Source organism: Streptosporangium sp. LJ11, from assembly GCF_051918945.1.
In the GTDB taxonomy this organism is placed as follows: Bacteria; Actinomycetota; Actinomycetes; order Streptosporangiales; family Streptosporangiaceae; genus Streptosporangium.
In genome coordinates this window covers 56,093-77,361 of sequence record NZ_JBPXMB010000010.1, presented here as the reverse complement: position 1 = coordinate 77,361, position 21,269 = coordinate 56,093, and the positions used below count along the sequence as shown (strand labels likewise).

Genomic DNA, 21,269 nt, shown 5'->3' with positions numbered 1-21,269 from the left:
CCCGGCGCCGGGAGTCCTATGCTGTCCGACCATGCGCCTCCACGCCGCCGCCCTCACCCGGTGGGTCCTCCTGGTGACCGTGTGCCTCACCGTCCTGCCGTCCGGGGTCGCGCGGGCCGCCCCGCCCAAGAGCCCGCTGCTGACGAGCGGGAAGCTGGCGGCCACCTCCTGCCGGGAACCACCCATCGTCGACAGGGGCGTGCCGATGATGCGCGAGTACCTGACGGCGGCCCTGGGGTGCCTGAACACCTCGTGGTCCGCCCACTTCGCCCGCGCCGGGCTGGGATTCCGCAGGCCGGCGGTCCGCTTCTACGAGGAACCGGCGCGGCGCGTGTGCGGGGTGCGCTGGCCCGTCAACGCGGACGCCTTCTACTGCACCGAACGGGCCACGCTGGTCTTCCCGCTCACCGGCCACTGGATCGAGAACCGGACCGACCTGTACCCCCTCAAGGTGGCGGCCCACGAGTACGGCCACCACCTGCAGAGCCTCACCGGCGTCAGGGACCGCTACGAGACCCTCGCCCGCGCCGACCGTCCCCGCCAGGCCGAACTCGGCCGCCGCTACGAGCTCCAGGCCGACTGCCTGGCGGGCGTGTTCCTGGGCAGCGTACGAGGCTCGCTGCCCCGTACCGAACAGGACTGGGAGGCGCTTTCCGGCGCGCTCCGCGCCGGCGGCGACGAGGGCAGCCACCATACCCACGGCACCGGCGCCAACCGGCTCCGCTGGTTCGAACGCGGCTTTCGGGCGGTCTCCCCCGCCGCCTGCGACACGTGGACCGCCCCGCCGTCCCGGGTGTCCTGACCCGCGTGGGAGGGCGGCTGCGGGCCCGCGTCCCGGCGTCGCGTGCGGCCGCGGGGCCGGGGAGCGCGGAATCGGCCACCGGGAGGACCGGACCAGCCGGTGCGCCGTCGGAGAACATGTCCTCAGCCCCCGAACGCGGAGCCGAGGAGACAGAGATGCGCGAGTCACACCATGATCGGGCCCCGGCGGCACCGCCGCTTCCGATCCTCCCGTCGCCCGGAGGCGGCGGCCCTCTCGGGAGGGTCTGATGGGGGCCCGGGACCACGAGCTGCTGCAGGCCGCCAGACACGTCGCCGTCGCGCTGGGCCTCACCCCCGCCGAGGTCATGCGGCGGGTCGTGGAGCTGGGGCGCGGCGACCGCGCCGACTGGGGCAGCGGCGAGCTCCTGCTGTTCGCGCTCGCCCAGCTGACGGCCGAGCGATCGTCTCCCTCCGGAGCGGGCGGGCGCGCCGAGACGATCGAGGACGTCGAGGCGCCGTGTCTCGGCGTCGTCCCGGCCGGCCGGCGGCGCGGCCGGGCCGCCGGCCCCGGAGCGGGGGGTGGCTGACCGGCGTACCGGCGATCGGCGAGGCCGGTGCCCTCAGGCGAGCCGGTACGTTCAGAGGGACCGGTACATGATGTGCAGCCCGACGTAGCCCTTGACCGGGTGGTCGAAGCCCTCCGGCAGGGTCGCCAGCACTTCGAAACCGAGTGAGCGCCACAGTCCCACCGCCCGGGTGTTGGTCTCCACGACGGCGTTGAACTGCATCGCCCGGTAGCCCTCGGCGCGCGCCCAGTCCAGGGCGTGCTCGCCCAGCGCCCGCCCGACGCCGCGTCCGGCGTGATCGGGGTGGACCATGAAGCTCGCACTGGAGATGTGTGAGGCGGGCCCCATGTGATTGGGATTCATCTTGGCCGTGCCCAGGACGGTCCCACCGGTGTCGACGGCGACGACCGTGCGTCCCGGATGCTCGAGAAGCCACATCGCACGGGCGCGCTCCTCGCTGACGTCGCGATCCCAGGTGAAGGTCTCACCGGCCGCCACGATCCGACGCAGGAAAGGCCAGATCAGCGGCCAGTCGGCGGACGTCGCGTCTCTGATCAGCATGACGTCCAGCATGCTGGCCGGGGTGACGGGCCGCAAACCGTTTCCACAGGGAGCTTCGCCGACACTGCCCGACCGCACGGAATCGGTAAAGCGCGCCGAGAAGATCTTGAAGGAGAGCGGCGTCACCGTACGGAGTGACAGCGGAGTGATCGGGCATCTTCCAGGTGGGGAGCCCGGCCACGCAGGCTCTGTCCCGACGCCATGGCGCCCCCTAAAACCGTCCAGTGAACGACGTTTCCAGGAGAAGCCGATGGCTCCCGAACCCAGCCAGCCCGTCACCGATGACAGCATCGTCGTCCGCCAGCTCAGCCACTACCAGTTCAGCTGGATCGCCGGCGAGCCGGGCCGGCCCGGCAGCTACACCTTGCAACTCGTCCTGGACCAGGGGGCCTGGGAAGAGGTGCTGACGCTGGATCCCGACGACGCCGACAATCTTCAAGAACTGTTGTCCAGCGCCGGGACCGTCTTCTATGACGTCCGGCGGCGCACCCTGATGTTCGGCACCACCCCTGTCGGCCGCAGCTGACATCCCGGGCGGCGCGCGAGTGCAAGCCCTCACTTCCTCGGTATCGAAAATCTGTAGTGACTGAAGTAGACATCCGCGGGTGGTGGGGATAGAGTTCCTGACATCGCAAGGAACGGTTCCACGAGGGCAGAGCAGGACGTAGGCATCACGACGAACTGCCCGGACGAGCGTGGACAGCTGGACGACAAAGACGAAGCAGTGAAGAGGGGCAGCGGGTCGGACGTGCCAGGACCGGTAGCAGGCGAAAGGGTCCCGGCCGTGGACGCGCTGCCACAGCGGTAACGGAAAAAGCACCAACGTCGGACGTGCCAGGGCCGAAGCAGCGGAAGGGTCCCGGCCGTGGACGCGCAGCCGCGGCGAACAGCGAACGAGCAGAAGGTCGGACGTGCCGGGACCGGTAGCAGGCGAAAGGGTCCCGGCCGTGGACGCGCTGCCACAGCGGTAACGAGGTACGACGTCGGACGTGCCGGGACCGGCACAGCAGGTCAAGGGTTCCGGCCGTGGACGCGCAGCTGCGGTGATCAGTGATGCATGAGGTCGAAGAAGCAGAGATAGCGAAGGGAGTGTTGAACGCCATCAGGATCGCCCGTTGACGGCTGATGTTCCGCCGCACGGGTACCGCAGTCCCACGGATTGGAAGGTGGTCTACGGTCACGCACACGCGATCCCCGCATCCCCGTCCCCATCGGGCGGCCGGTGCGGAAGAAACAGGTCGGCCCCAGGGCCGATAGATGGTGTTGAACCTCGTGGGCCCCGGCGCATCAAGGCGCCGGGGCCCCTGTCGGCATTTCGGGAAGGTTGTATGGATCGAACACCGTTGGCGTCGGCCGTCCGCTCGGAGCCCAGGCTCCGCGACACCGCCGACAAGGCTGAACCGGCCGGCGAGGCCGACATCGCGGGCAGAGCCGACGGGCTCCCCGCCACCCCGGGTGACGTCTCCGGTCACCGGTTCGACGACGAGGACTACCCCGCCTACAGCATGGGCCGGGCCGCCGAGATGGTCGGCGTCACCCCGGCGTTCCTGCGCAGCCTGGGCACCGCCAAGCTGATCGAGCCGCAGCGCTCCGAGGGCGGCCACCGCCGCTACTCGCGCTACCAGCTACGCCTGGCCGCCCGCGCTCGCGAACTGGTCGACCAGGGCACCGCGCTGGAGGCGGCCTGCCGCATCATCATCCTGGAGGACCAGCTCGCCGAGGCCCTGCGCATCAACACCGAGCTCAAGCAAGCCCACGACCACCGACGATCCGACAGCACCGACCGCATCTCCGCGTGAGACCGGTGACCGGTGCCCCAGCGGCACCGGTCCGGGTCCGGTCGCCGGCCCGGGTCACCTGGTCGGCCCCACCGGATCACCAGGACGCCGGCCGGGAAGCGATTCCGGCTGTTCCGCCCGATGGCTAGAGGTCGATCTGGTAGAGGATGAACCCCCTGTTCACGCCGACCTTGTCGTAGAGCCGCCGGGCGGCGGTGTTCGTCTCCTGGGTGGACCAGTAGACCCTGCTGCAGTCGCGGGCGCGTGCCCACTCGGTCACTTCATCGATCAGTGCCCGCCCCGCCCCCTTGCCCCGGGCCTGCGGTGCGGTGAACAGGTCCTGCAGGTAGCACACGTCCAGCGCCGTGGTGCTGGAGTGGATGAGGAAGTGCGCGATGCCGACCAGCTCGCCGTTGAGCTTCGCGCCGAGGGCGTGCATCCGGATGTCCTCCCGGAACTCGTCCCAGGCACGGTCGTACAGTTGGGGCGTGAGCGTGCGCTCGTAGAAGTCGTTGTAGCCGCGGAACAGGGTTTCCCATTGAGGGCGGTCCGAAGAGGTGAGCTTGCCGATCCTGAGCATGCGATGTCCTCCGAGCGACGGTCGGGAGTTCAGCCCCTATGTCCCCCGTGGGGACCACCCCGAACGTTGACCGGGTGTCGCTTCCCGACAACCTGCCACCGCTTGCCGTCCCCCCGGACCACATCCCGGAATCCTCCGGCCGGCGACGGCCCCGGTGTCCCCGGGGCCGTTCGCGGTTTCCGCCGGGCCCGTTCACCGGTCACCGGTACGGCTGCCACCTGACCGTCTGGTCGCGGGACCTGAAGCTGCGCATGCGGTGTTCCCACTGCGGCCGGATGCCCGGGTTGCTGCGCAGGACGGGCACGACGCTGGTGACCAGCTTCAGCTCGCGGAGGCGGCGCAGCACCGGGAAACCCGGCCAGCGGGTGACGTCGAAGCCGTAGCCCTCGGCGAGCGGCGTGTGCTCGTCCCAGGGATAGTCCATCCGCAGGCGTCCGACCGCGACGGGAGCCAGGTCCCACTCGCGCGGGCCGATCGCCGTGCTGTCGAAGTCGCACAGCACCGGCCCCGCGGGACCGGCGATGACGTTGCCCATGAACACGTCGCCGTGGATGACCCCGGCGGGGAGCACGTAGTCGAGTGCGGCGAGCCGCTCCTCGATCTCGTCGCACTCGTCGAGCAGGAAGGCGTGGTCGCCCGGGGGCAGGTCCTCCGGCTCGTCGAGCCGCTGGCGGACCTCGGTCATCGGGGCCCACTCCGGCAGGTCCACCGGCGGGTCCGCGAGCGTGTGAAGCCGCCTGAGCATGGCGGCCAGGTCACCGCCGCCGGGGCGCGGCCCCACCTCGGGGGTGTTCTCCCACAGGGTGACCAGGTGGCCCTCCACCTGGAGCGGCTGCTCGCAGCCGGGCAGCAGCCGCACCGCGGGGAAGTCGTGGTCGGCCAGCCAGCGGGCGACCCGCACCACCGTCGGCACGCGGGAGCGGGCGGCCGAGGAACCGGCGACCCGCACCACGACGGACGCCCGCCGCAGGCGGAAGACGGCGTTGTTGGTGAACTTGATCAGCTCGGCGTCACCGGGCACGAGCCCCGCCCGGGCGCAGACCGACGCCAGCAGCGAGTGGAGCCGGTCGCGGGTGAGCCCGCCGGCGTGGTCGGTGGTCATCGTCATGCGGCGCGCACCGCCGAGATCCGCCGGGCGAGGTCCTGCGCGTCGCCGCTGTGCGCCCGCATCATGGCGACGGCCTGCAGCGGCGCGAGGCGGTCGCTGATCCTCACCGAACGGATCTCGGTCGCCAGGGTGACGGCCTCGTCGCCGTTGGCGAGCCCCGAGGTCATGTCACCGGCTCTGAGCTGCACCGTCGCGAGGGCCGTCAGCTCGAAGGCCCTGCTTCTGGCCATGCTCGGATCGCGCTGCCCGAGCGCGTCGGTGAGGAACCGCTCGGCGATGCCGAGGTGACTGTCGAGATGGGTCACGGCGAGGTCGGCGTGGACCATGCCGCTCGTGGCGTCGAGGTCGGCGGTGCCGAAGAAGCTCACCCAGGCGGGTGACTCGCGGTCGCGGGCGCGGGCCAGCTCGTCACTCGCCCTGTTGATCGACTTGAGGGCGAGGTCGCTGTCGCCCAGCAGCGCGTAGGCCCACGCCTCGTTGGCGAAGAGCATCGCCACGGTCCGCTCGCAGCTGGCGTCCTGCGCGCAGATCTGCCCGAGCTGGAAGAACCGCAGCGCGTCCAGGATGCGGTCGCAGTGGAGGTGGACACGTCCCATCCGGTAAAGGACGTTGGCCGCGAGCGAGGAGTTCCTCGCGTACTTGGCCTGCTCCAGCGCGCGGGCCAGGTGACCTCTGGCCGCCCCGTACAGGCCGACGTCGAAGGAGGTCCAGCCCGCGAGGTTGTGCTGGTCGGCCAGCGCCTGGTGCAGCCGCAGGGTGACCGACTCCGGGCACGCGGCCCGCAGCAGCCGCTGCGACCAGGTCAGCTGCGCCACCACCGCGTCGCGGCAGACACCGCCCCCGTGCCGGTAGTCCAGGGCGCGCAGCGTGCGGGTCACCGCCTCGATCTGCTCGACGTCGGCCATGCCGATGCGGTACGGGACGGGGGTCTCCGTGGGCGTCAGCGGCTCGGCCCACTCCTCGGCGTCCCCGACCGTCGCGCCGATGGTCACCTGCGCGGCGTGCGCGAGGAGGCGGCGCACCTGCTCGTCCTCCCCGGGGTCGTCGCGGTGGTCGTCCGCCGCCGTACCGGCCAGCGCCGCGGAGGAGGCGTCGTAGGCCAGCCCCATGTAGCCGCGCGGGATTCCCAGACCGTCGGCGATCCGGCCGAGCACCTCGTACGCCATCACCTGGCGGCCCTTGAGGATTTCGGAGATCTCCGACTGGGACTGGGCCGTGAGGGCGGCGATGTGACGCTGGGAGACCCCGATCCGCTGGAGTAACCGGTATACGGTGGCCATGTCGCGGACGGCCAGAGCCTGGCGCATCTGCGGGCGTTCCCAGAGCGCGGGGTCGATTTCCTGCGCGTTCCCACTGCTGACGTTCATGCCGACCTTCCCGGCCGAATTCCCCTGACGGGTTGCCTTGACGGGTTCCCTGACGCCAAGGTAACCGGCGACCCGGCACCGCCGAAGCCGTATCGGTACGACCGATCATGCAAGGTGATCGGTCTCGCCTATCACCGGACCGATCTGCGGACAGTATTGGCCCTGCGACTCTCCGTATATCGGTCTTGTCCCGCACCATGGGTAATTCAGACCAGCGAGCGGCCGGAAAGCCCCGGCGGCACCGTGTCCCTGGTGCCCTACGCGATAGGAGCGACGATGCTCATCGAGCACGCTCAGGCTCTGGAGTTCGGCGTGCACGGTGGAATCCGCGGCCGCTTCCGGATGACCGCCTGGCGCCTTCCCCAGGGCAACGCCGCCCGCCGCGCCCGCGAGCTGCTGCGCGACCTGCTGTCCCGGCCGCCTTTCGCCGCCCACGAGGTGGCCGAGATGGAGGTCGTGGTCGCCGAGCTGGCCACCAACGCCAGCAGCTACGCCCCGGGCCCGTACGAACTTCGGATTCTGCACGACGGCGATCTGCCGATCAGGGCCGAGGTGGCCGACGCCGGCGGCGGGGTCCCGCTGATCGAACGCCTGTTGCACCGCCCGTTCACCGCGCCCGGCCGCGTGGACGATCTGGAGCTCGGCGGGCGGGGGCTGCGGATCGTCGACGAGTTCACCGCGGGCCGCTGCGGGGCGCACTGGACGCGGCTGTGCGGCACCGGGCAGATCGGGACCGGCGTCTGGTTCGACCTGCCCGCGCGCCGCCCCCGGACGTAGCCCTTCACGCCTCCACGCACCCTGAAAAGCACCCCGGGCACCGCTCACCGGCATCGCTTCCGCACCCCCGGACACACCCGCCGCCCCCGCTCACCGGCACGCCCCGGACGTACCCCGGACACCGCTTCCACGCCCCGCCTCACACCCCGTCCCCGTACCGCCACCTCCCCGGCGGTGTGGTATTAATTAAATGACCAAATGAGGACATTTGGTCAAATTTACGGGAAATGGTGGGGACCATGAAGCCGGAGGGCAGGAAGGCGGGTCGACCGCCACAGGACGCCTCGCACCGGCTCGCACGGGCGCACCGCATCCTGGACACCGCCGCCGACCTCGTCCTGCGCTGGGGGTACGACAAGACCACCGTCGAGGACATCGCCCGGCGGACCGGGGTCGCCAAGGGCACGATCTACCTGCACTGGAAGACGCGCGAGGAGTTGTTCGCCGCGCTGGTGCGCCGTGAGCGGGTCGAGATGATCACCGAGGTGCGGCGGCGGCTCGGGGACGGCCCGGCCACCCTCCGCGACCTGCTCAGGTCGCTCGCCTCGGAGGTTCTCGGCAGGCCCCTGATGCGGGCGAGCATCCTGGGCGACTCGGAGGTGCTGGGCAGGCTCACGCGCCAGAAGCGGGACGGCGCGGCCGGCGCCGAGCTGGGCGGCGACTTCCAGGCCTACCTCGGCACGCTGCGGGAACACGGCGCGCTGCGGAGCGACCTGTCGCCCGCCGAGCACGTGACCATGCTCGTCTCCGTCCTGTACGGGTTCCTGCTCGTCTCGCCGATGATGCCGGGCGGGTACAGACCGTCCGACGAGCGGCTGGCGGAGCTGATCGCCGACGCCGGCGGCAGCGCGACGGAGAACGCGGGCCCGCTCCCCGCCGGCGTCACCCGGGTGGTGACGCGGGCCACCCTGGAGTACGTCGACGCCACCGTGGAGGCCGCGCAACGAAAACTGCGCGTCTCCCTGGGCCTCGAGAAGAACGGGAGGTCCGGGGAGTCCGGGAAGTTCGAGAAGTCAGAGAAGTTCGAGGAGAACACGCGGTGAAGACCCTCCCCCTGGACGACGAAGCGGCCGACCTCGCGCTGGCGGGCGGCAAGGGAGCCTCACTGGCCCGGCTGGCCCGCGCGGGCCTGCCGGTTCCCGGCGGTTTCCACGTCACCACGGACGCCTACCGCGACTTCGTCTCGCGCGACGGCCTCAACGAGCAGATCATGGAGGCCGTCTCCGGCATGCCCCCGGAGCAGGCGTCGCCGCGGATCGCGGCACTGTTCTCGGAACGGGAGATACCGGCGGAGACCGCCGCCGAGATCCGCGCGGCCCACGCGAGGCTCGGCGAGGACGTGCCGGTCGCCGTACGCTCGTCGGCGACCGCGGAGGACCTCCCCGACATGTCGTTCGCCGGACAGCAGGACACCTACCTCAACATCCGGGGCGACGGCCTGCTGGACGCGGTCCGGCGCTGCTGGGCCTCGCTGTGGACCGCGCGCGCCATCGCCTACCGGGCCGCGAACGGCGTGCCGCAGGACGACGTGACGCTGGCCGTGGTGGTCCAGGAACTGGTGGCCGCCGACGCCGCGGGCGTCCTGTTCACCGCGAACCCGGTCACCGGCGCGCGCGACCAGATCGTGATCAACGCCTCGTGGGGCCTGGGCGAGGCCGTCGTCGGCGGGCAGGTGACACCCGACACCGTCATCGTCGCCAGAACCGGCGGCGGAAAAGACGAGGACGACGAGCACGACGAGAACAGCGGCATCGGCGACATCGTCGAGGAACACGTCGGCGACAAGACCGTCATGACGGTGCGCACCCCCGGCGGCACGCGTGAGGCACCCGTGCCCGAGGACCTGCGCCACCGGCCCGTACTCGACCCGGCCCAGGTCACCCGGCTCGCGCGGCTCGCGACGGAGATCGAGGAACTGTACGGGACGCCCATGGACGTGGAGTGGGTCAGGCGCGAGGGGACGTTCCTCATCGTGCAGGCCCGCCCGATCACCCGGCTCAGGCAGCGGGTCGAGGAGTGGAACGACAGCCTGACCGGCGACTACCTGTGGACCGGCGCCAACCTCGGCGAGGCCATCCCCGACGTGATGACGCCGTCCACGTGGTCACTCGTCCAGATCTTCATCGGGGAGGCGATGTCGACGTCGGCGCTGCCGGGCTTCACCATGGTCGGCAACATCGGCGGCCGCTTCTACATGAACCTGAGCGTCGTGTTCTCGGTGGCGCGCGCTCTGGGCATGCGCAGGCGGCTCGGCGCGGTCGAGCAGGTCTTCGGCAGGCTGCCGCGTGACCTGGACGTACCGCTGCTTCCCGCCTCACGCCGGCAGATCATCAGAAGCGTGCTGCCGCTCGCCTTCACCCTGCGCAGGCGGATCGCGGCCAACGCGGAAAGGATGCCCGGTTTCCTCGCCACGGCGCGGCGGCGATGCGAGGAACTGCGCGGGCGGATCGCCGCGACCGCGACCACGGGCGAGCTGGCCGGGCTGTGGGAGGCCGAGCTGCTCCCGTACTTCGTCGAGGCCTGCCAGACCCTGGAGGCCGCCGGGCGACAGGGCGGCAACACCCTGGTCATGACCCGCGCCAGGCTGCGCGAGATGGTGGGCGAGAGGGACGCCGAGGCCATACTCACCGGCGCCAACGCCGACGGGGAACTCGCCAGCCTCGGGACGATCGTCGGCCTGGAGAAGCTCGCCGCGAAGGAGATCGACAGGGAGACGTTCGCCCGCCTCTACGGGCACCGGGGCGCGCACGAGTTCGAGGTCTCCATCCCCCGGCCCGGCGAGGACCCGCGGTGGATCGACGCGCAGCTCGCGGCCGTTTCCGAGAGCGGCGGGCACACCGGCGCGCTGCTCGACCACCAGCGGGAGGCGCGTGAGGCGGCCTGGAGGCGCTTCGAGGAGCGTTACCCCCGCAAGGCGGCTAAAACCCGCCTGCGGGTGGCGAGGTGGAACGCGATCGTCCGTGACCGGGAGTCGGCCCGCTCGGAGGTGATTCGCGCCTTCTGGGCGTTGCGCTCCTTCGTCCTGCGGGCCGGGGAGCTCACCGGCCACGGTGACGACCTGTTCTTCCTGTCGATCCAGGAGATCCTCGCCGTCCTGCGCGGCGACGACGTACCGGCGGAGAAGGTGGCGGTCCGGCGGGCGACGTACGAGCGGTACGCGGCCCTGCCCGCCTATCCCACGCTGATCGTCGGCCGGTTCGACCCGGAGCGATGGGCCGCCGATCCCGGACGGCGCGGGGACATCTTCGACGCCAGGGGTGGCGGCGCCCCGGTGAGCGACACCGTGACCGGCTTCCCCGGAGCGCCGGGCGTCGTCGAGGGCGTGGTCCGCGTCATCGCGGGTCCCGAGGACGGCGACAGGCTCGCCCCCGGCGAGATCCTCGTGACGACGCTGACCAACATCGGCTGGACGCCGATGTTCCCCCGCGCCGCCGCCGTGGTGACCGACATGGGCGCCCCCCTGTCACACGCCTCGATCGTCGCCCGCGAGCTCGGCATCCCGGCCGTGGTCGGTACCGGCAACGCGACCATGCGCCTGCGCGACGGCGACCGGATCAGGGTCGACGGCGAGCGCGGCACGGTCGAGCTGCTGGAGCGGTGATCCCCCGGCCCGCGCACCGGATCACGGGCTCTGAGGCTGCGCGGGCCGGCCCTCGCGGTACATCCGCGGGGGCTTGTTGCCGGCGTACTGGCCGCCGTCGACGGGCAGGACCACCCCGGTGATGAAGGACGCCCGGTCGGAGCAGAGCCACACGACGGCGTCGGCGACCTCCTCGGCCCGGCCGACGCGGCGCATGGGGGTGGCGAGACCGGCCATGCGCTGGGCCTCCTCGCCCGCGGCCCTGAGGTGGTGGGTGAGGATCGGCCCCGGGGCCACGACGTTGACCCGGATCCCCTGGTCGGCGTAGTCGAGCGCGGCGACCTGGGTCAGGCCGATGATCCCCGCCTTGCCGGCCACGTAGGCGGCGAGATTGGCGGTGCCCCGCATCCCGGCGATGGACGCCATGTTGACGATCGCGCCGCCGCCCGAGCCGAGCATCGCCTGGACCTGGTACTTCATCCCGAGGAACGTGCCCCGGACGTTGGTGCGGATCCCCCGGTCGAAGTCGTCGGGGTCGATGTCGGCCAGTGGCGCGGGCAGGGGCCCGTCGGTGGCGTTGTTGAAGGCGGCGTCCAGGCGGCCGAACGTGTCCAGCGCGTGCCGGACGAGCCGCTCGGACGACGCGGCGTCACCGACGTCGACGGGCACCGCCAGCGCCCGGCCTCCCTCGGCGCGGATGGACTCGGCGACGGATTCCACCGCCCGCTCGTCGCGGGCTCCCAGCACGACGGCGGCACCGGCACGGGCGAAGGCCCGCGCGGTGACGGCGCCGATCCCGCGGCTGGCTCCGGCGACGAGCGCGACCCTGCCGTCGAGCGGGCGGTCTCCGGTCGGGTGTGTCGTGGCGGTCATGGCGTGCTCCCCGTGGAAAAGGCCCTCGCGTGCTCCCGGCAAGGGGCGAGGGGCGAGGCGTGATGGGCGAGGTGGACGGCCGCGCCCCGGCGGCCCGTCCCGCCAAAAGATAGATGTCTAATAATTAGACGTCAAATGATTAGAGCGCGATGTTACCGTGGGCCAATGCCGCCGCCCTTCAGGCCGCCGATCGGCCTGCACCTGACCCGTACCGCCAAGTCCGTCAGCCGCGCCTTCGACGAAACGCTGGCCGCGGCGGGCGGGTCGTTGCCGGTGTGGCTGATCCTCATCTCCCTCAAGACCCGCCGGCTGGGCAACCAGCGCGAGCTCGCCGACGCGGTCGGCATCCAGGGGGCCACGCTGACCCACCACCTCAACGCGATGGAGAGCACGGGCCTGCTCACCCGCCGCCGCGACCCGGCCAACCGGCGCGCCCACATGGTGGAGTTCACGCAGGAGGGAGAGGCCCTGTTCCACCGGCTACGGGAGGCGGCGACGGCCTTCGACCGGCGGCTGCGCGCGGACCTGGACGAGGAGGACGTCGCCGCCTTCGAGCGAGTGCTCGCGACGATGGCGAACAACGTGCGGGACGCCCCCGACACCCCCGGCACCCCCGGCATCCCCGACATCCCCGACATCCCCGACGGCGGTCGCGGGGCGGCGGGCTGACCGGCCGCGGCGGAAAACCCAGCGGTGCGAGACGGTCTGCTCTGTTAGCGTTGACGGAAATCCGCCGGGCGAGGTCCGGCGACGAACGTGGAGGAAGCCATGGCTGCCCGGGATCTGACACCGGGCCACCGCATCGCACCGGCCGTTCCGGCGCGGTGACGACCGAGACCGACGCCTGAGACGCCCGAGTGGCGTCCGAGTGGCGATCGACCTTCTCCCGTGGTGCCCCGGTGATGTCGCGATCATGTTGACGCACGACACCATTGGAGCTCTTCCATGTCACACGACACCTCATCCACCTGGTACGCGAACTTCTTCACCGAACTTCCCAACGAGTTCTGGCGGCGCGCGGCGACGCCGGAATCCACCGAGGCGGACGTCGACTTCGTCGAACGTCACCTCGGCCTGCGCCCCCGGGCCCGCATCCTCGACGTGCCCTGCGGCAGCGGCAGGCACACGCTGGCCCTCGCCGCGCGTGGCCACCGCCTGACCGGCGTGGACATCTCGGCCGAGGCCGTCGGGTACGCCCGGCGGGCCGCCGCCGACGCCGGGCTCGACGTCGATCTCGGCATCGCCGACATGCGGGACATCCCGCGTGACGGCTCGTTCGACGCCGCCGTCTGCATGGGCAACAGCTTCGGCTACCTCGAACCCGAGGAAACCCGCGAGTTCGTCGCCGCCCTGGCGGACGCGGTCCGGCCGGGCGGAGGGCTGGTGGTCGACTTCAATGCGACGGCCGAGTCCGTCCTGCCCGGCTACCTGGGTGAACCACGCCGGATGCGGACGGGCGACATCACCGTCACGGCGACGACAGGGTACGACGTCGCCCGCAGCCGCCTGATCAGTGGATACCACTTCACCCGGGGTGCGGAGGAGCTCGAGGTCACCGCGATCCACCACGTCTACACCAGCGCCCACCTGGGCCAGATCCTCACCGACGGCGGGTTCACCGGCGTCGAACGGTTCGGCGGGCCTGACGGCTCGCCCTTCGAGATCGGTGCCGGACGGTTGCTGCTCACCGCGCGCCGGGCGGAAGGCCCGCCCCCGGCGGGAACGTGAGCACCGGCCACGCGGGCTCCCGGCGCGAGCCGCACCCCGGGCACCGTGTCCTGACCCGCGTCTGAGACGGCCCCCACCGCCCGCCGCCTCCGGAAATCGGTTCCTCTCCGGTTTTCCGGTCTTCCGGCGGCGGGCGGCGGGCGGCGGGGGCGATCACGGCTCAGGCGCGGGTGACGCGCTCCCGGCGTACGGCCAGACCGGTGAAGCGACCCGTCACGTGGCACGGCTGCGGCGTCCCGGAACGGCGAGGAGCGGAACCGCCGCGGGTCCGGGGCGGAACGCCGGGGAACACGTCAGAGCACGGGAAACCGGGGAAGGACCCGATACGAGAAGACGAACCGCCGAGGAAGGCCATGGCTCATGAGGATCACGCTGGTCCAGGGGGACATCACCACGCAGGACGTCGACGCCGTCGTCAACGCCGCCAACTCCTCGCTCCTGGGCGGCGGCGGGGTCGACGGGGCCATCCACCGGCGCGGCGGCCCCGCCGTCCTCGCCGAATGCCGAGACCTGCGCGCCTCCCGGTACGGCAAGGGACTCCCCACCGGGCAGGCCGTGGCCACCACCGCGGGAGACCTCCCGGCCCGCTGGGTCATCCACACCGTCGGCCCCGTCCACTCCCGCACCGAGGACCGCACGCACCTGCTGGCCTCCTGCTACCGCGAATCCCTCCGCGTCGCCGACGAACTCGGCGCCACCAGCGTCGCCTTTCCCGCCGTGTCGGCGGGAGTCTACGGCTGGCCGATGGACGACGCCGCCCGCATCGCCGTCGGCACCGTACGGGCCACTCCGACAAAGGTGACGGACCTGCGGTTCGTCCTGTTCACCCCGGAGGCCCACGCCGCCTTCGAAAAGGCCCTCGACATCACGGGATCGTGAGCCGCCTCCGGCCGAACGAGCCCGGGGTCCGGCACCGGCTCGCCGGGAGACTCGCCGGTCGCCGTCTCCCGGCGTCCTCCGGCCCCGCAATGCACCGACATACTCCGCGGTGCCCCGGCATGCACCGGCGCGCACCGGCGGACGGCCCGGTCGTCAGGCCGGTTCGTCGCCGAGCGCTCCCTCCAGGCCCGTATCGCCGTCCGGACGGGGCATCGCGGGACGGCGTCCCGGCAGGAACCGCCGACCGGCCCCGCGGCGTGCCCGCGGAGCGAGGGCGAAGGACCCGGTGAACCAGGCGGCGAGCAGCGCGCGATCGATCAGCGTCAGGTCGGTGCCCGCCGCGCACTCCCTGGCCGGAGCCGTGAAGGTCGACGAGGTGACGAGCACGCCGCGGTGGCCGGGATAGGCGTGGAGCGCGCCGAGAAGGTCGCGGATCTGGGGTGAGCCCACCGAGGCGCCCCAGCGCTTGCACTGGATGACGAAGCGTTCGCCGCCGGGCGCGGTCGCGACGACGTCGACGCCGCCGTCACCGCTGCCGCCGATCCTGCGCACCCCGCGGAAGCCCTCGCGCCGCAGCAGGGTCTCGACGAGGGCTTCGAACCGGTCACCGGTCATGCGGTCGACGCGTTCGAGGCGCGCGTTGTCCTCCAGCCATTCCCGCTCCCGGGCCTCGATCGCCCGATGGCGGAGCAGGAGCGCCCCTGCCAGACCCGCGATCAGCACGACCGTACCGCCGATCACCAGCGGCCAGTTGGCGACGACGACGTCGGCGAGCCACACGGCGGCCACGAAGAAGGCCACGGCCGCGATCGCCCACAGCGACCGGTCGCCGTCGCCCTCGCGCCGGCGCGGCCTCCGCCCGCCGGACGCCCGCCGTCGTACCGCCTTGGCGGGTGTCCGTCGCCGTGCCATCGCGCACCTCCGGGGGACGAGGGTGGAACGTTGCCGCTGACCCTTGTGACTCTGACAACGGGCACCGACAGTTTCCAGGGCGACGTGCTTCGGCGTGACCGGCGAACGCGAAGGGAGGGCCGGGCGACGGCGCCTCAGCTCGCCCGGTGACGGCAGCACACGACCAGGTCCACGGCCTGCCGCATCGCGTTCCGCACCCCTTCGGGCGAGTCGCCGCGCCGAAGGCTGGCCAGTGTCGCCGCGCTCACCGCGCCGACCATCGCGCCCACCAGGGCAGCGGCGGCAATCGGGTCCAGCTCGTCCGGATACGCCTGGTGCAGCGCCCGGGCCAGCTCGGTCTGCGCGGTGACATACCCCTGCAACAACCGCGCCCGCAACACCGGCGCCGACTCGGCCAGGCGGACCCGGAGCGCCGCGAGCCCGCTGGTCAGATCGCTGTCCCAGCTGTTGGCGATCATCTGTTCCATCGCCCGCGCGAGAACGCCGGGAAATCGCTCCTCGGCGCCGCGCTCGGCGACCGCCTGCAGCGCCAGATCGATCCGCACGTCGGCGTTGGCGAAGAGCACATCCTCCTTCGTCTGGAAGTGGAGGAAGAACGTACGGGTGGACACCTCCGCGGCCTCGGCGATCTCGGCCACCGTGACGTGTTCGAACCCCTTCTGCTCGAACAGGCGGACCGCCGCCTCGATCAGCGCCTGCCGTGTGCGCCGCTTCTTGCGCTCCCGCAACCCCGGGCTCTCCGTCATGACCCCAGCCTATTGCATTCCATGCATTGCTTCATGCAATGTATTAATGCATCGAGTGTATTGATTGAGAGGGAGTGGAGCACGTGGGGAGTCTGGACGGACGCGTCGTCCTCATCACCGGCGGCGGGCGCGGCATCGGGCGAGAAGAGGCGTTGTTCTTCGCGTCCGAGGGTGCCAGGGTCGTCGTCAACGACCCCGGCGTCGCCGTCGACGGCACGGGTGGCGACGGCGACGTGGCGGCCGCGGTGGTCGAGGAGATCATCGCCCGCGGCGGGCAGGCGGTCGCCAACACCGACAGCGTCGCCGACTGGCACGGCGCCCGGCGCATGGTGAACGCGGCCCTGCGGGCCTTCGGTGACCTCCACGTCGTCGTCAACAACGCGACCATCGAACGGAACCGCGGAATGGCCGACCTGACCGAGGAGGAGTTCGACGACGTCGTCGCCGTGAAGCTGAAAGGCACGTTCGCGGTCACTCGCTGGGCGGCCCGTCACTGGCGCGAACGGTTCGAGGCCGGCGACCGCGTCGACCGTGCCGTCGTCAACACCTCCTCGGGCTCGGGCCTGCTCAACCCGCTGCCCACGCAGGCCTCCTACGCCGCCGGGAACGCCGGAGTCGCGGCCATGACCATCGTCGGAGCTCTCGAACTCGGCCGGTACGGCGTGCGGGTCAACTGCGTCTCGCCCTCCATGGCACGCACCCGGCTCACCCTCCAGGTCCCCGGCATGCGCGAGGAGCCGCCGGCAGGACGGTTCGACCCGCTGCACCCCTCCACCAACGCGCCCGTCGCCGCCTACCTGGCCACCGCGGCGTGTCCGCTCACCGGTCAGGTGCTCTCCATCCGAGGCGGATCGGTCACGGTCAACCACGGATGGTCGCCTGGTGCGCACGTCCACAAGGACGGCCTGTGGACGGTCGACGAACTCGCCGAGCGGGTGAGGGAGCTGCCGGTGGTCGACCCCTTCGAAAAACTCGCCGACGCCCTCGGCCGCGCCCTCGGTCCCACCGGGCGTACGCAGCTCCAGCAGATGGTCGACGCCCTCCTCGATCAAGGAGCCCGTTCCGGCGGCACACCCGGATGACCGACGTCGGGGGACCCGCCTCCGGTCCCACCGCCCGCTGCCGGGCTGTCGCCGATCACGATCGTGACATCTCTTCCATGCGTGCCGGGAACCTCACACGTGCCGTGAGGAAGCGGGTGAGTCCTCACGGCACGCCTGGTCGACGTCCCCGACGCCGGCGAGGCGCTCCGCGATGTCGGCGACGAGTGCCGCCTCCGCGTCCATCGAGCAGAAGGGGCTCCCGGGGAAGGTCCGCAGCTCGAACCCGGAGCCCGCGACGCGGCTCCAGGCACGCATCTCCCCGTGGCTCACGTGCGGATCGTCCGTCCCCAGGTAGCCGATGATCGGAGCGGTGACCTGCGGGGTGAACGCGGGCCGGTAGGCGTGCAGGAGATCGTGGTCGGCCCGCAACGCGATCATCGCCAGGTCCATCAGCTCCGGGAGGCGCAGGAGCATCGGATTCGCGGCGGCGGCCTGCTCGGCGAGCCGGCAGTCGCCGACGGGGATCCTCCTCGCGTCGTCCGCGCACAGGTGCGGCGCCGCGTGCGCGGACACCAGCAGCGCCGCCGGGGAGATCCGGTACCGTCCGGCGAGCCTGACCGCGACCTCGTACGCGACCACGGCGCCCATACCGTGCCCGAACAGGGCGAGCGGCCGGTCCGCCAGGGTGACCAGTGCCCGGCAGACGTGGTCGACGAGCGTCTCCATCCGGTCGATCGGCCGCTCGCTGACGCGGTTCTGCCTGCCGGGATAGCACACGGCGGAGAGTTCGACATCGGCGGGCAACCGGTCCTGCCACCCGCGGTAGGACATCGGGGCACCCCCGGCGTGGGGGAAGCAGACGAGGCGCGCGCGAGGCTCGGCGAGCGAGCACTCCCTGCGCAGCCACACGCGGGAGTCGGCCGGGATCGTCTCGGTCACGGGAGGTCGTTCCTTCCGGGGGTCGCGTACGGGCCGGCCGCCTCCGGTTCTCCCTCGCCCCCGGCCCGGGGGGTCGCGTCTCCGTGCGCGCGAGACTCCCCGCCCGCCGTGGGGGTCGCGGCGAGGTGACGCGGGCGGAGGGGCCGTGACCGGGCATCCGGCGCCGGGGCCCGCCGGGCGGGGTCCGTGTCCCCCGGCGGGCGGGAGGAGACGACGACCTGACCCAGCGAAAGGACGGCCAGGCACCTCTCGAAGAACGCCGGCCCCTCCTCGGGGCTCAGCCCTCCGGTGAGGCCCTCCCCGGTGAGCTCACGGTGGCGGCGTTCCGTGTCACGGGCCGTTCCCACGCCGTTCCACCGGTCCCAGTTGATCGACAGCACCGGTACGCCTCCGCCGTCGCGCCGCGCGCCGAGGGCGAACGTGTCGAGGAAGGCGTCGGCGGCCCCGTGGCAGGCGAGCCCGGGAGCCCCGGAGAACGACGCCAGCGAGGAGAACAGCACCACGAAATCGGGAAGCGCGCCCACCTCCCGCAGGACCGAGACCAGGGTGGCGGTCCCCTCGGTCTTGGCCCGCAGGGCGGCGGCGATGCCGTCCTCGGTCAGGAACTCCGCCATGCCCTCCCCCGGCACGCCCGCGGCGTGGATCACCCCGTGGATCTCGCCGAACCGCGACCGTGCCTCTTCGAGGACCTCCCTGAGACGCCGGGCGTCGGCGACGTCGGCACCGCGCACCAGCAGGTCGTCCCCCCGCTCCGCGAGAAGGGCCCTCAGCGCCGCACCCTCCCCGCCACCGGAGCCGGGGCCGGGGCCGTACGACGGGAACGTCCCGGGCGCCTCGCGTCCGATCAGGACGAGCCGCGCCGAGTGGACGGCCGCGAGGTGTCCGGCCAGCCGCAGCCCGATCCCGCCCGTCCCCCCGGTGATCACGTAGGTCCCGCCCCGGCGCACCGAGGGACTCCCGTACGTGCCGGGCGCCACGTCCAGCGGCTCGAACCCGCGCAGCCAGCGGTGCCCCGCCCTCAGGCCGACCGGGTCCTCGTGCGGCGGGCGGCAGAGCTCGGCCAGGAGCTCCGCGGCCCGGATCCCGTGGTCTCCGTCGTCGCCGGGGTCCAGGTCCACGAGCCGGACGCGTGTGCCGGTCAGCTCGTGGCGGAGCGGCCCGGCGGCTCCGACCGTGAGGGCCGCCCGCGGGTCGAGCCGCTCGCCTCCGGTGATCTCCAGGGCTCCCCGGGTGACGAGGCAGAGATCGGTCTCCGGCCGGCCGCTCAGGGCACGGGCCAGGCCGGCGACGTGGCCCAGCGGCGGGCAGACCTGTGCGGGCAGTGACGCTCCCCAGAGGCAGACGATCCGCGACGGCCCCTCCGCGTCACCCTCCACCGTCTTCAGGAGCTGCTCGTAGTCCTCCCCGCACCGGGGGTCGATCGTGATCCGGTCCCGGGCCGCGTGGTGGAACGCGCGCCCCGGGGTGACGACGACGGTCATGGCCCCGTACTCCTCCAGCCTCGCGGTGACCGCCTCGGCGAGGGGTGACGAGTCGGAGAGCAGGATCCAGCGGTGTTCCCGCACGGTGGGGCCAAAATCGGCCGGGGGCACCTTCACGGCCCGTTTCCAGGTGATCCCGTACAGACCGACGGACGAACGTTCCCGCCCGGTGACGGCGGGATCCGTGACGCGCGGCCGGTCCGGCGGGTGAGCGACGGTCGACCGGTCCGGCGGGTGAACGGCGGCCGACCGGTCCGGCGGGTGAACGGCGGCCGACCGGTCCGGCGGGTGAACGGCGGCCGACCGGTCCGGCGGGTGAACGGCGGCCGACCGGTCCGGCGGGTGAACGGCGGCCGACCGGTCCGGCGGGTGAACGGCGGCCGACCGGTCCGGCGGGTGAACGGCGGCCGGCGCGAAGGGGTGGGGCGGCGCGGGCGGCCCGAGCCGCCGCTCCGGCCGCGAGGAGGGCAGGTCGACCTCGACGCCCGCCTCCCGCAGCCGGGCCAGCGCGCCGAGCAGGACCTCCCCGTCGGTTCGCTCCTCCGCCGGATGGCGGGTCACGTTGACGACGACGGAGTCCGTACCCGCTCGCGCCCTGGCCAGCGTGGTCAGGGTCGTGCCCGGCCCCACCTCGACAAGGATCTTCGGACCGCCGGCCAGGACGTGGCCGAGTCCGGCGTCGAAGCGGACCGTCGCCCGCAGATGGGTGACCCAGTACCCGGGGTCGGCGAAGTCGGCGTCGCCGGTCCCCGTCACGCCGGACACGAGGCGCAGCGAGGGGCGGCGCAGCGGGACGCCGTCGAGGAAGTCGCGGAACTCGTCGATCACGGGGTCGACCAGGGCCGAGTGCGCGGCGGTGCTGAGCGGCAGGAGGCGGCAGGCGATCCCGCGCCGGTCCAGGAGTTCCCTGACCTCGGCGACGTGGGCGGCGGGACCGGCGAGCACGCAGGACGCCGGACCGTTGACCGCCGACAGGCACACTCCTTCCCCGAGGAAGGGCTCGACCTCCCGCTCGGAGGCCGGAACCGCCAGCATCGCCCCGTCGCGCAGGGTTGCCAGGAGCTCTCCGCGCCTGGCCACGACGGCCAGGGCGTCGCGCAGCGACATGACGCCCGCGACACAGGCCGCGGCGTACTCACCGAGGCCGTTGCCGATCAGCAGGGAAGGGCTCACCCCCCGCGTCATGAGGAGCCGGGCGAGTGCGATCTCCATGACGAACACGGCCGGCGCCGGCGAGGGATCGGCCTTCCCGGTCTCCTCCCCCGCCGCCCCGTCCGGGGACACACCGGTCTCGCCGGCCTCGTCCGGGAGGGCCGGTGCCGCGTCCGCCCACAGGGCGTGCAGCCGCTCGGCGGAGCGGCCGGGCAGCAGGTCCAGGCACTCGTCCACGGCCGTGCGGAAGACCGGTTCGTCGCGGTAGAGCTCACGGCCCATCCCGGGATACCGCGCCGCCCCGCCGGGGAACATGAACACCACGTCGCCACCCGTACGGACGGCGGGGACGGGCGCGGGGAAGCGGCAGGCGATGCCGGCGGCCGCGGTGCCGGTACCCGGAATCCCGAGATCGGGAGCGCCGGGATCGGGCATGC

Annotated in this window: 20 protein-coding genes; 11 read left to right on the top strand and 9 right to left on the bottom strand. The window is 72.4% G+C overall.

The window, feature by feature from the left end; translation table 11 throughout:
• Positions 1–31 precede the first annotated feature (31 nt).
• Both ACTOQ3_RS16640 and ACTOQ3_RS16635 read left to right on the top strand, forming a co-directional pair.
• On the top strand, positions 32–802 hold the full coding sequence (locus ACTOQ3_RS16640; RefSeq protein ID WP_440084283.1) for a neutral zinc metallopeptidase: 771 nt from the start codon (positions 32–34) through the stop codon (positions 800–802).
• 247 nt (positions 803–1,049) lie between these two features.
• Positions 1,050–1,349, top strand: coding sequence for a hypothetical protein (locus tag ACTOQ3_RS16635; protein ID WP_440084282.1), 300 nt, complete (start codon positions 1,050–1,052; stop codon positions 1,347–1,349).
• Between the two features lie 51 nt (positions 1,350–1,400).
• On the opposite strand, the gene ACTOQ3_RS16630 is transcribed toward ACTOQ3_RS16635, so the two are convergent.
• Positions 1,401–1,889: an N-acetyltransferase family protein gene (locus tag ACTOQ3_RS16630; protein ID WP_440084281.1), complete on the bottom strand. Its 489-nt coding sequence runs from the start codon at positions 1,887–1,889 to the stop codon at positions 1,401–1,403.
• Here ACTOQ3_RS16630 and ACTOQ3_RS16625 point away from each other — a divergent pair.
• The gene (locus tag ACTOQ3_RS16625; protein ID WP_440084280.1) at positions 1,888–2,415 is read left to right on the top strand and encodes a hypothetical protein; all 528 of its coding nucleotides are present in this window, start codon (positions 1,888–1,890) and stop codon (positions 2,413–2,415) included. The two genes, ACTOQ3_RS16630 and ACTOQ3_RS16625, sit on opposite strands and share 2 nt — an antisense overlap.
• A gap of 979 nt (positions 2,416–3,394) precedes the next feature.
• A complete protein-coding gene (locus tag ACTOQ3_RS16620; RefSeq protein ID WP_440084437.1) occupies positions 3,395–3,688 on the top strand; it encodes a MerR family transcriptional regulator in 294 nt (97 codons plus the stop codon).
• A 124-nt stretch (positions 3,689–3,812) separates the two neighbouring features.
• Here the strand turns inward: ACTOQ3_RS16620 and ACTOQ3_RS16615 are convergent, their stop codons facing one another.
• The 3 genes from ACTOQ3_RS16615 to ACTOQ3_RS16605 all read right to left on the bottom strand — a co-directional run bounded on the left by ACTOQ3_RS16615 (position 3,813) and on the right by ACTOQ3_RS16605 (position 6,722).
• Positions 3,813–4,247, bottom strand: a complete 435-nt coding sequence (locus ACTOQ3_RS16615; protein WP_440084279.1) for an N-acetyltransferase family protein — start codon at positions 4,245–4,247, stop codon at positions 3,813–3,815.
• A gap of 199 nt (positions 4,248–4,446) precedes the next feature.
• The gene (locus ACTOQ3_RS16610; RefSeq protein WP_440084278.1) at positions 4,447–5,355 is read right to left on the bottom strand and encodes a phosphotransferase enzyme family protein; all 909 of its coding nucleotides are present in this window, start codon (positions 5,353–5,355) and stop codon (positions 4,447–4,449) included.
• Positions 5,352–6,722, bottom strand: coding sequence for a helix-turn-helix domain-containing protein (locus ACTOQ3_RS16605; RefSeq protein WP_440084277.1), 1,371 nt, complete (start codon positions 6,720–6,722; stop codon positions 5,352–5,354). Before ACTOQ3_RS16605 ends, ACTOQ3_RS16610 begins: the two co-directional genes overlap by 4 nt.
• Positions 6,723–6,998: 276 nt before the next feature.
• Between ACTOQ3_RS16605 and ACTOQ3_RS16600 the strand changes: the two genes are divergently transcribed.
• The 3 genes from ACTOQ3_RS16600 (at position 6,999) to ACTOQ3_RS16590 (ending at position 11,100) form a co-directional block, all read left to right on the top strand.
• Positions 6,999–7,499 carry an ATP-binding protein gene (locus tag ACTOQ3_RS16600; RefSeq protein ID WP_440084276.1) on the top strand — a complete coding sequence of 167 codons (501 nt, stop codon included), beginning with the start codon at positions 6,999–7,001 and terminating at the stop codon, positions 7,497–7,499.
• 227 nt (positions 7,500–7,726) lie between these two features.
• Positions 7,727–8,542 (top strand): TetR/AcrR family transcriptional regulator, encoded by an 816-nt coding sequence (locus ACTOQ3_RS16595; protein ID WP_440084275.1) that lies wholly within the window; start codon positions 7,727–7,729, stop codon positions 8,540–8,542.
• Complete coding sequence (locus tag ACTOQ3_RS16590) at positions 8,539–11,100, top strand: PEP/pyruvate-binding domain-containing protein (RefSeq protein WP_440084274.1); 2,562 nt, start codon at positions 8,539–8,541, stop codon at positions 11,098–11,100. The genes ACTOQ3_RS16595 and ACTOQ3_RS16590 overlap by 4 nt, the downstream gene beginning before the upstream one ends.
• Before the next feature lie 21 nt (positions 11,101–11,121).
• Here ACTOQ3_RS16590 and ACTOQ3_RS16585 read toward each other — a convergent pair whose 3' ends face one another.
• Complete coding sequence (locus tag ACTOQ3_RS16585; protein WP_440084273.1) at positions 11,122–11,952, bottom strand: SDR family NAD(P)-dependent oxidoreductase; 831 nt, start codon at positions 11,950–11,952, stop codon at positions 11,122–11,124.
• 165 nt (positions 11,953–12,117) lie between these two features.
• On the opposite strand from ACTOQ3_RS16585, the gene ACTOQ3_RS16580 reads away from it, so the two are divergent.
• From ACTOQ3_RS16580 to ACTOQ3_RS16570, 3 genes are all read left to right on the top strand, one after another.
• Complete coding sequence (locus tag ACTOQ3_RS16580; protein ID WP_440084272.1) at positions 12,118–12,621, top strand: MarR family winged helix-turn-helix transcriptional regulator; 504 nt, start codon at positions 12,118–12,120, stop codon at positions 12,619–12,621.
• Positions 12,622–12,897: 276 nt separating this feature from the next.
• Positions 12,898–13,680, top strand: a complete 783-nt coding sequence (locus tag ACTOQ3_RS16575; RefSeq protein ID WP_440084271.1) for an SAM-dependent methyltransferase — start codon at positions 12,898–12,900, stop codon at positions 13,678–13,680.
• Between the two features lie 360 nt (positions 13,681–14,040).
• Complete coding sequence (locus ACTOQ3_RS16570; RefSeq protein ID WP_440084270.1) at positions 14,041–14,559, top strand: O-acetyl-ADP-ribose deacetylase; 519 nt, start codon at positions 14,041–14,043, stop codon at positions 14,557–14,559.
• 153 nt (positions 14,560–14,712) lie between these two features.
• Here the strand turns inward: ACTOQ3_RS16570 and ACTOQ3_RS16565 are convergent, their stop codons facing one another.
• Positions 14,713–15,471 (bottom strand): restriction endonuclease, encoded by a 759-nt coding sequence (locus ACTOQ3_RS16565; protein ID WP_440084269.1) that lies wholly within the window; start codon positions 15,469–15,471, stop codon positions 14,713–14,715.
• 134 nt (positions 15,472–15,605) lie between these two features.
• Positions 15,606–16,217: a TetR/AcrR family transcriptional regulator gene (locus tag ACTOQ3_RS16560; RefSeq protein ID WP_440084268.1), complete on the bottom strand. Its 612-nt coding sequence runs from the start codon at positions 16,215–16,217 to the stop codon at positions 15,606–15,608.
• A gap of 83 nt (positions 16,218–16,300) precedes the next feature.
• On the opposite strand from ACTOQ3_RS16560, the gene ACTOQ3_RS16555 reads away from it, so the two are divergent.
• Positions 16,301–17,299, top strand: coding sequence for an SDR family NAD(P)-dependent oxidoreductase (locus tag ACTOQ3_RS16555; protein WP_440084267.1), 999 nt, complete (start codon positions 16,301–16,303; stop codon positions 17,297–17,299).
• Between the two features lie 93 nt (positions 17,300–17,392).
• Here the strand turns inward: ACTOQ3_RS16555 and ACTOQ3_RS16550 are convergent, their stop codons facing one another.
• Positions 17,393–18,199, bottom strand: coding sequence for a thioesterase II family protein (locus ACTOQ3_RS16550; protein WP_440084266.1), 807 nt, complete (start codon positions 18,197–18,199; stop codon positions 17,393–17,395).
• Positions 18,196–21,267 carry an SDR family NAD(P)-dependent oxidoreductase gene (locus tag ACTOQ3_RS16545; protein ID WP_440084265.1) on the bottom strand — a complete coding sequence of 1,024 codons (3,072 nt, stop codon included), beginning with the start codon at positions 21,265–21,267 and terminating at the stop codon, positions 18,196–18,198. The genes ACTOQ3_RS16550 and ACTOQ3_RS16545 overlap by 4 nt, the downstream gene beginning before the upstream one ends.
• Positions 21,268–21,269: the final 2 nt, after the last annotated feature.

Excerpts from the sequence above, each read along its gene's own strand:
- ACTOQ3_RS16640 (WP_440084283.1), top strand. The coding sequence starts at position 32 with ATGCGCCTCCACGCCGCCGCCCTCACCCGGTGGGTCCTCCTGGTGACC.
- ACTOQ3_RS16635 (WP_440084282.1), top strand. The coding sequence starts at position 1,050 with ATGGGGGCCCGGGACCACGAGCTGCTGCAGGCCGCCAGACACGTCGCC.
- ACTOQ3_RS16625 (WP_440084280.1), top strand. The coding sequence starts at position 1,888 with ATGACGTCCAGCATGCTGGCCGGGGTGACGGGCCGCAAACCGTTTCCA.
- ACTOQ3_RS16630 (WP_440084281.1), bottom strand. The coding sequence starts at position 1,889 with ATGCTGATCAGAGACGCGACGTCCGCCGACTGGCCGCTGATCTGGCCT.
- ACTOQ3_RS16620 (WP_440084437.1), top strand. The coding sequence starts at position 3,395 with ATGGGCCGGGCCGCCGAGATGGTCGGCGTCACCCCGGCGTTCCTGCGC.
- ACTOQ3_RS16615 (WP_440084279.1), bottom strand. The coding sequence starts at position 4,247 with ATGCTCAGGATCGGCAAGCTCACCTCTTCGGACCGCCCTCAATGGGAA.
- ACTOQ3_RS16610 (WP_440084278.1), bottom strand. The coding sequence starts at position 5,355 with ATGACGATGACCACCGACCACGCCGGCGGGCTCACCCGCGACCGGCTC.
- ACTOQ3_RS16605 (WP_440084277.1), bottom strand. The coding sequence starts at position 6,722 with ATGAACGTCAGCAGTGGGAACGCGCAGGAAATCGACCCCGCGCTCTGG.
- ACTOQ3_RS16600 (WP_440084276.1), top strand. The coding sequence starts at position 6,999 with ATGCTCATCGAGCACGCTCAGGCTCTGGAGTTCGGCGTGCACGGTGGA.
- ACTOQ3_RS16595 (WP_440084275.1), top strand. The coding sequence starts at position 7,727 with ATGGTGGGGACCATGAAGCCGGAGGGCAGGAAGGCGGGTCGACCGCCA.
- ACTOQ3_RS16585 (WP_440084273.1), bottom strand. The coding sequence starts at position 11,952 with ATGACCGCCACGACACACCCGACCGGAGACCGCCCGCTCGACGGCAGG.
- ACTOQ3_RS16580 (WP_440084272.1), top strand. The coding sequence starts at position 12,118 with ATGCCGCCGCCCTTCAGGCCGCCGATCGGCCTGCACCTGACCCGTACC.
- ACTOQ3_RS16575 (WP_440084271.1), top strand. The coding sequence starts at position 12,898 with ATGTCACACGACACCTCATCCACCTGGTACGCGAACTTCTTCACCGAA.
- ACTOQ3_RS16570 (WP_440084270.1), top strand. The coding sequence starts at position 14,041 with ATGAGGATCACGCTGGTCCAGGGGGACATCACCACGCAGGACGTCGAC.
- ACTOQ3_RS16565 (WP_440084269.1), bottom strand. The coding sequence starts at position 15,471 with ATGGCACGGCGACGGACACCCGCCAAGGCGGTACGACGGCGGGCGTCC.
- ACTOQ3_RS16560 (WP_440084268.1), bottom strand. The coding sequence starts at position 16,217 with ATGACGGAGAGCCCGGGGTTGCGGGAGCGCAAGAAGCGGCGCACACGG.
- ACTOQ3_RS16545 (WP_440084265.1), bottom strand. The coding sequence starts at position 21,267 with ATGCCCGATCCCGGCGCTCCCGATCTCGGGATTCCGGGTACCGGCACC.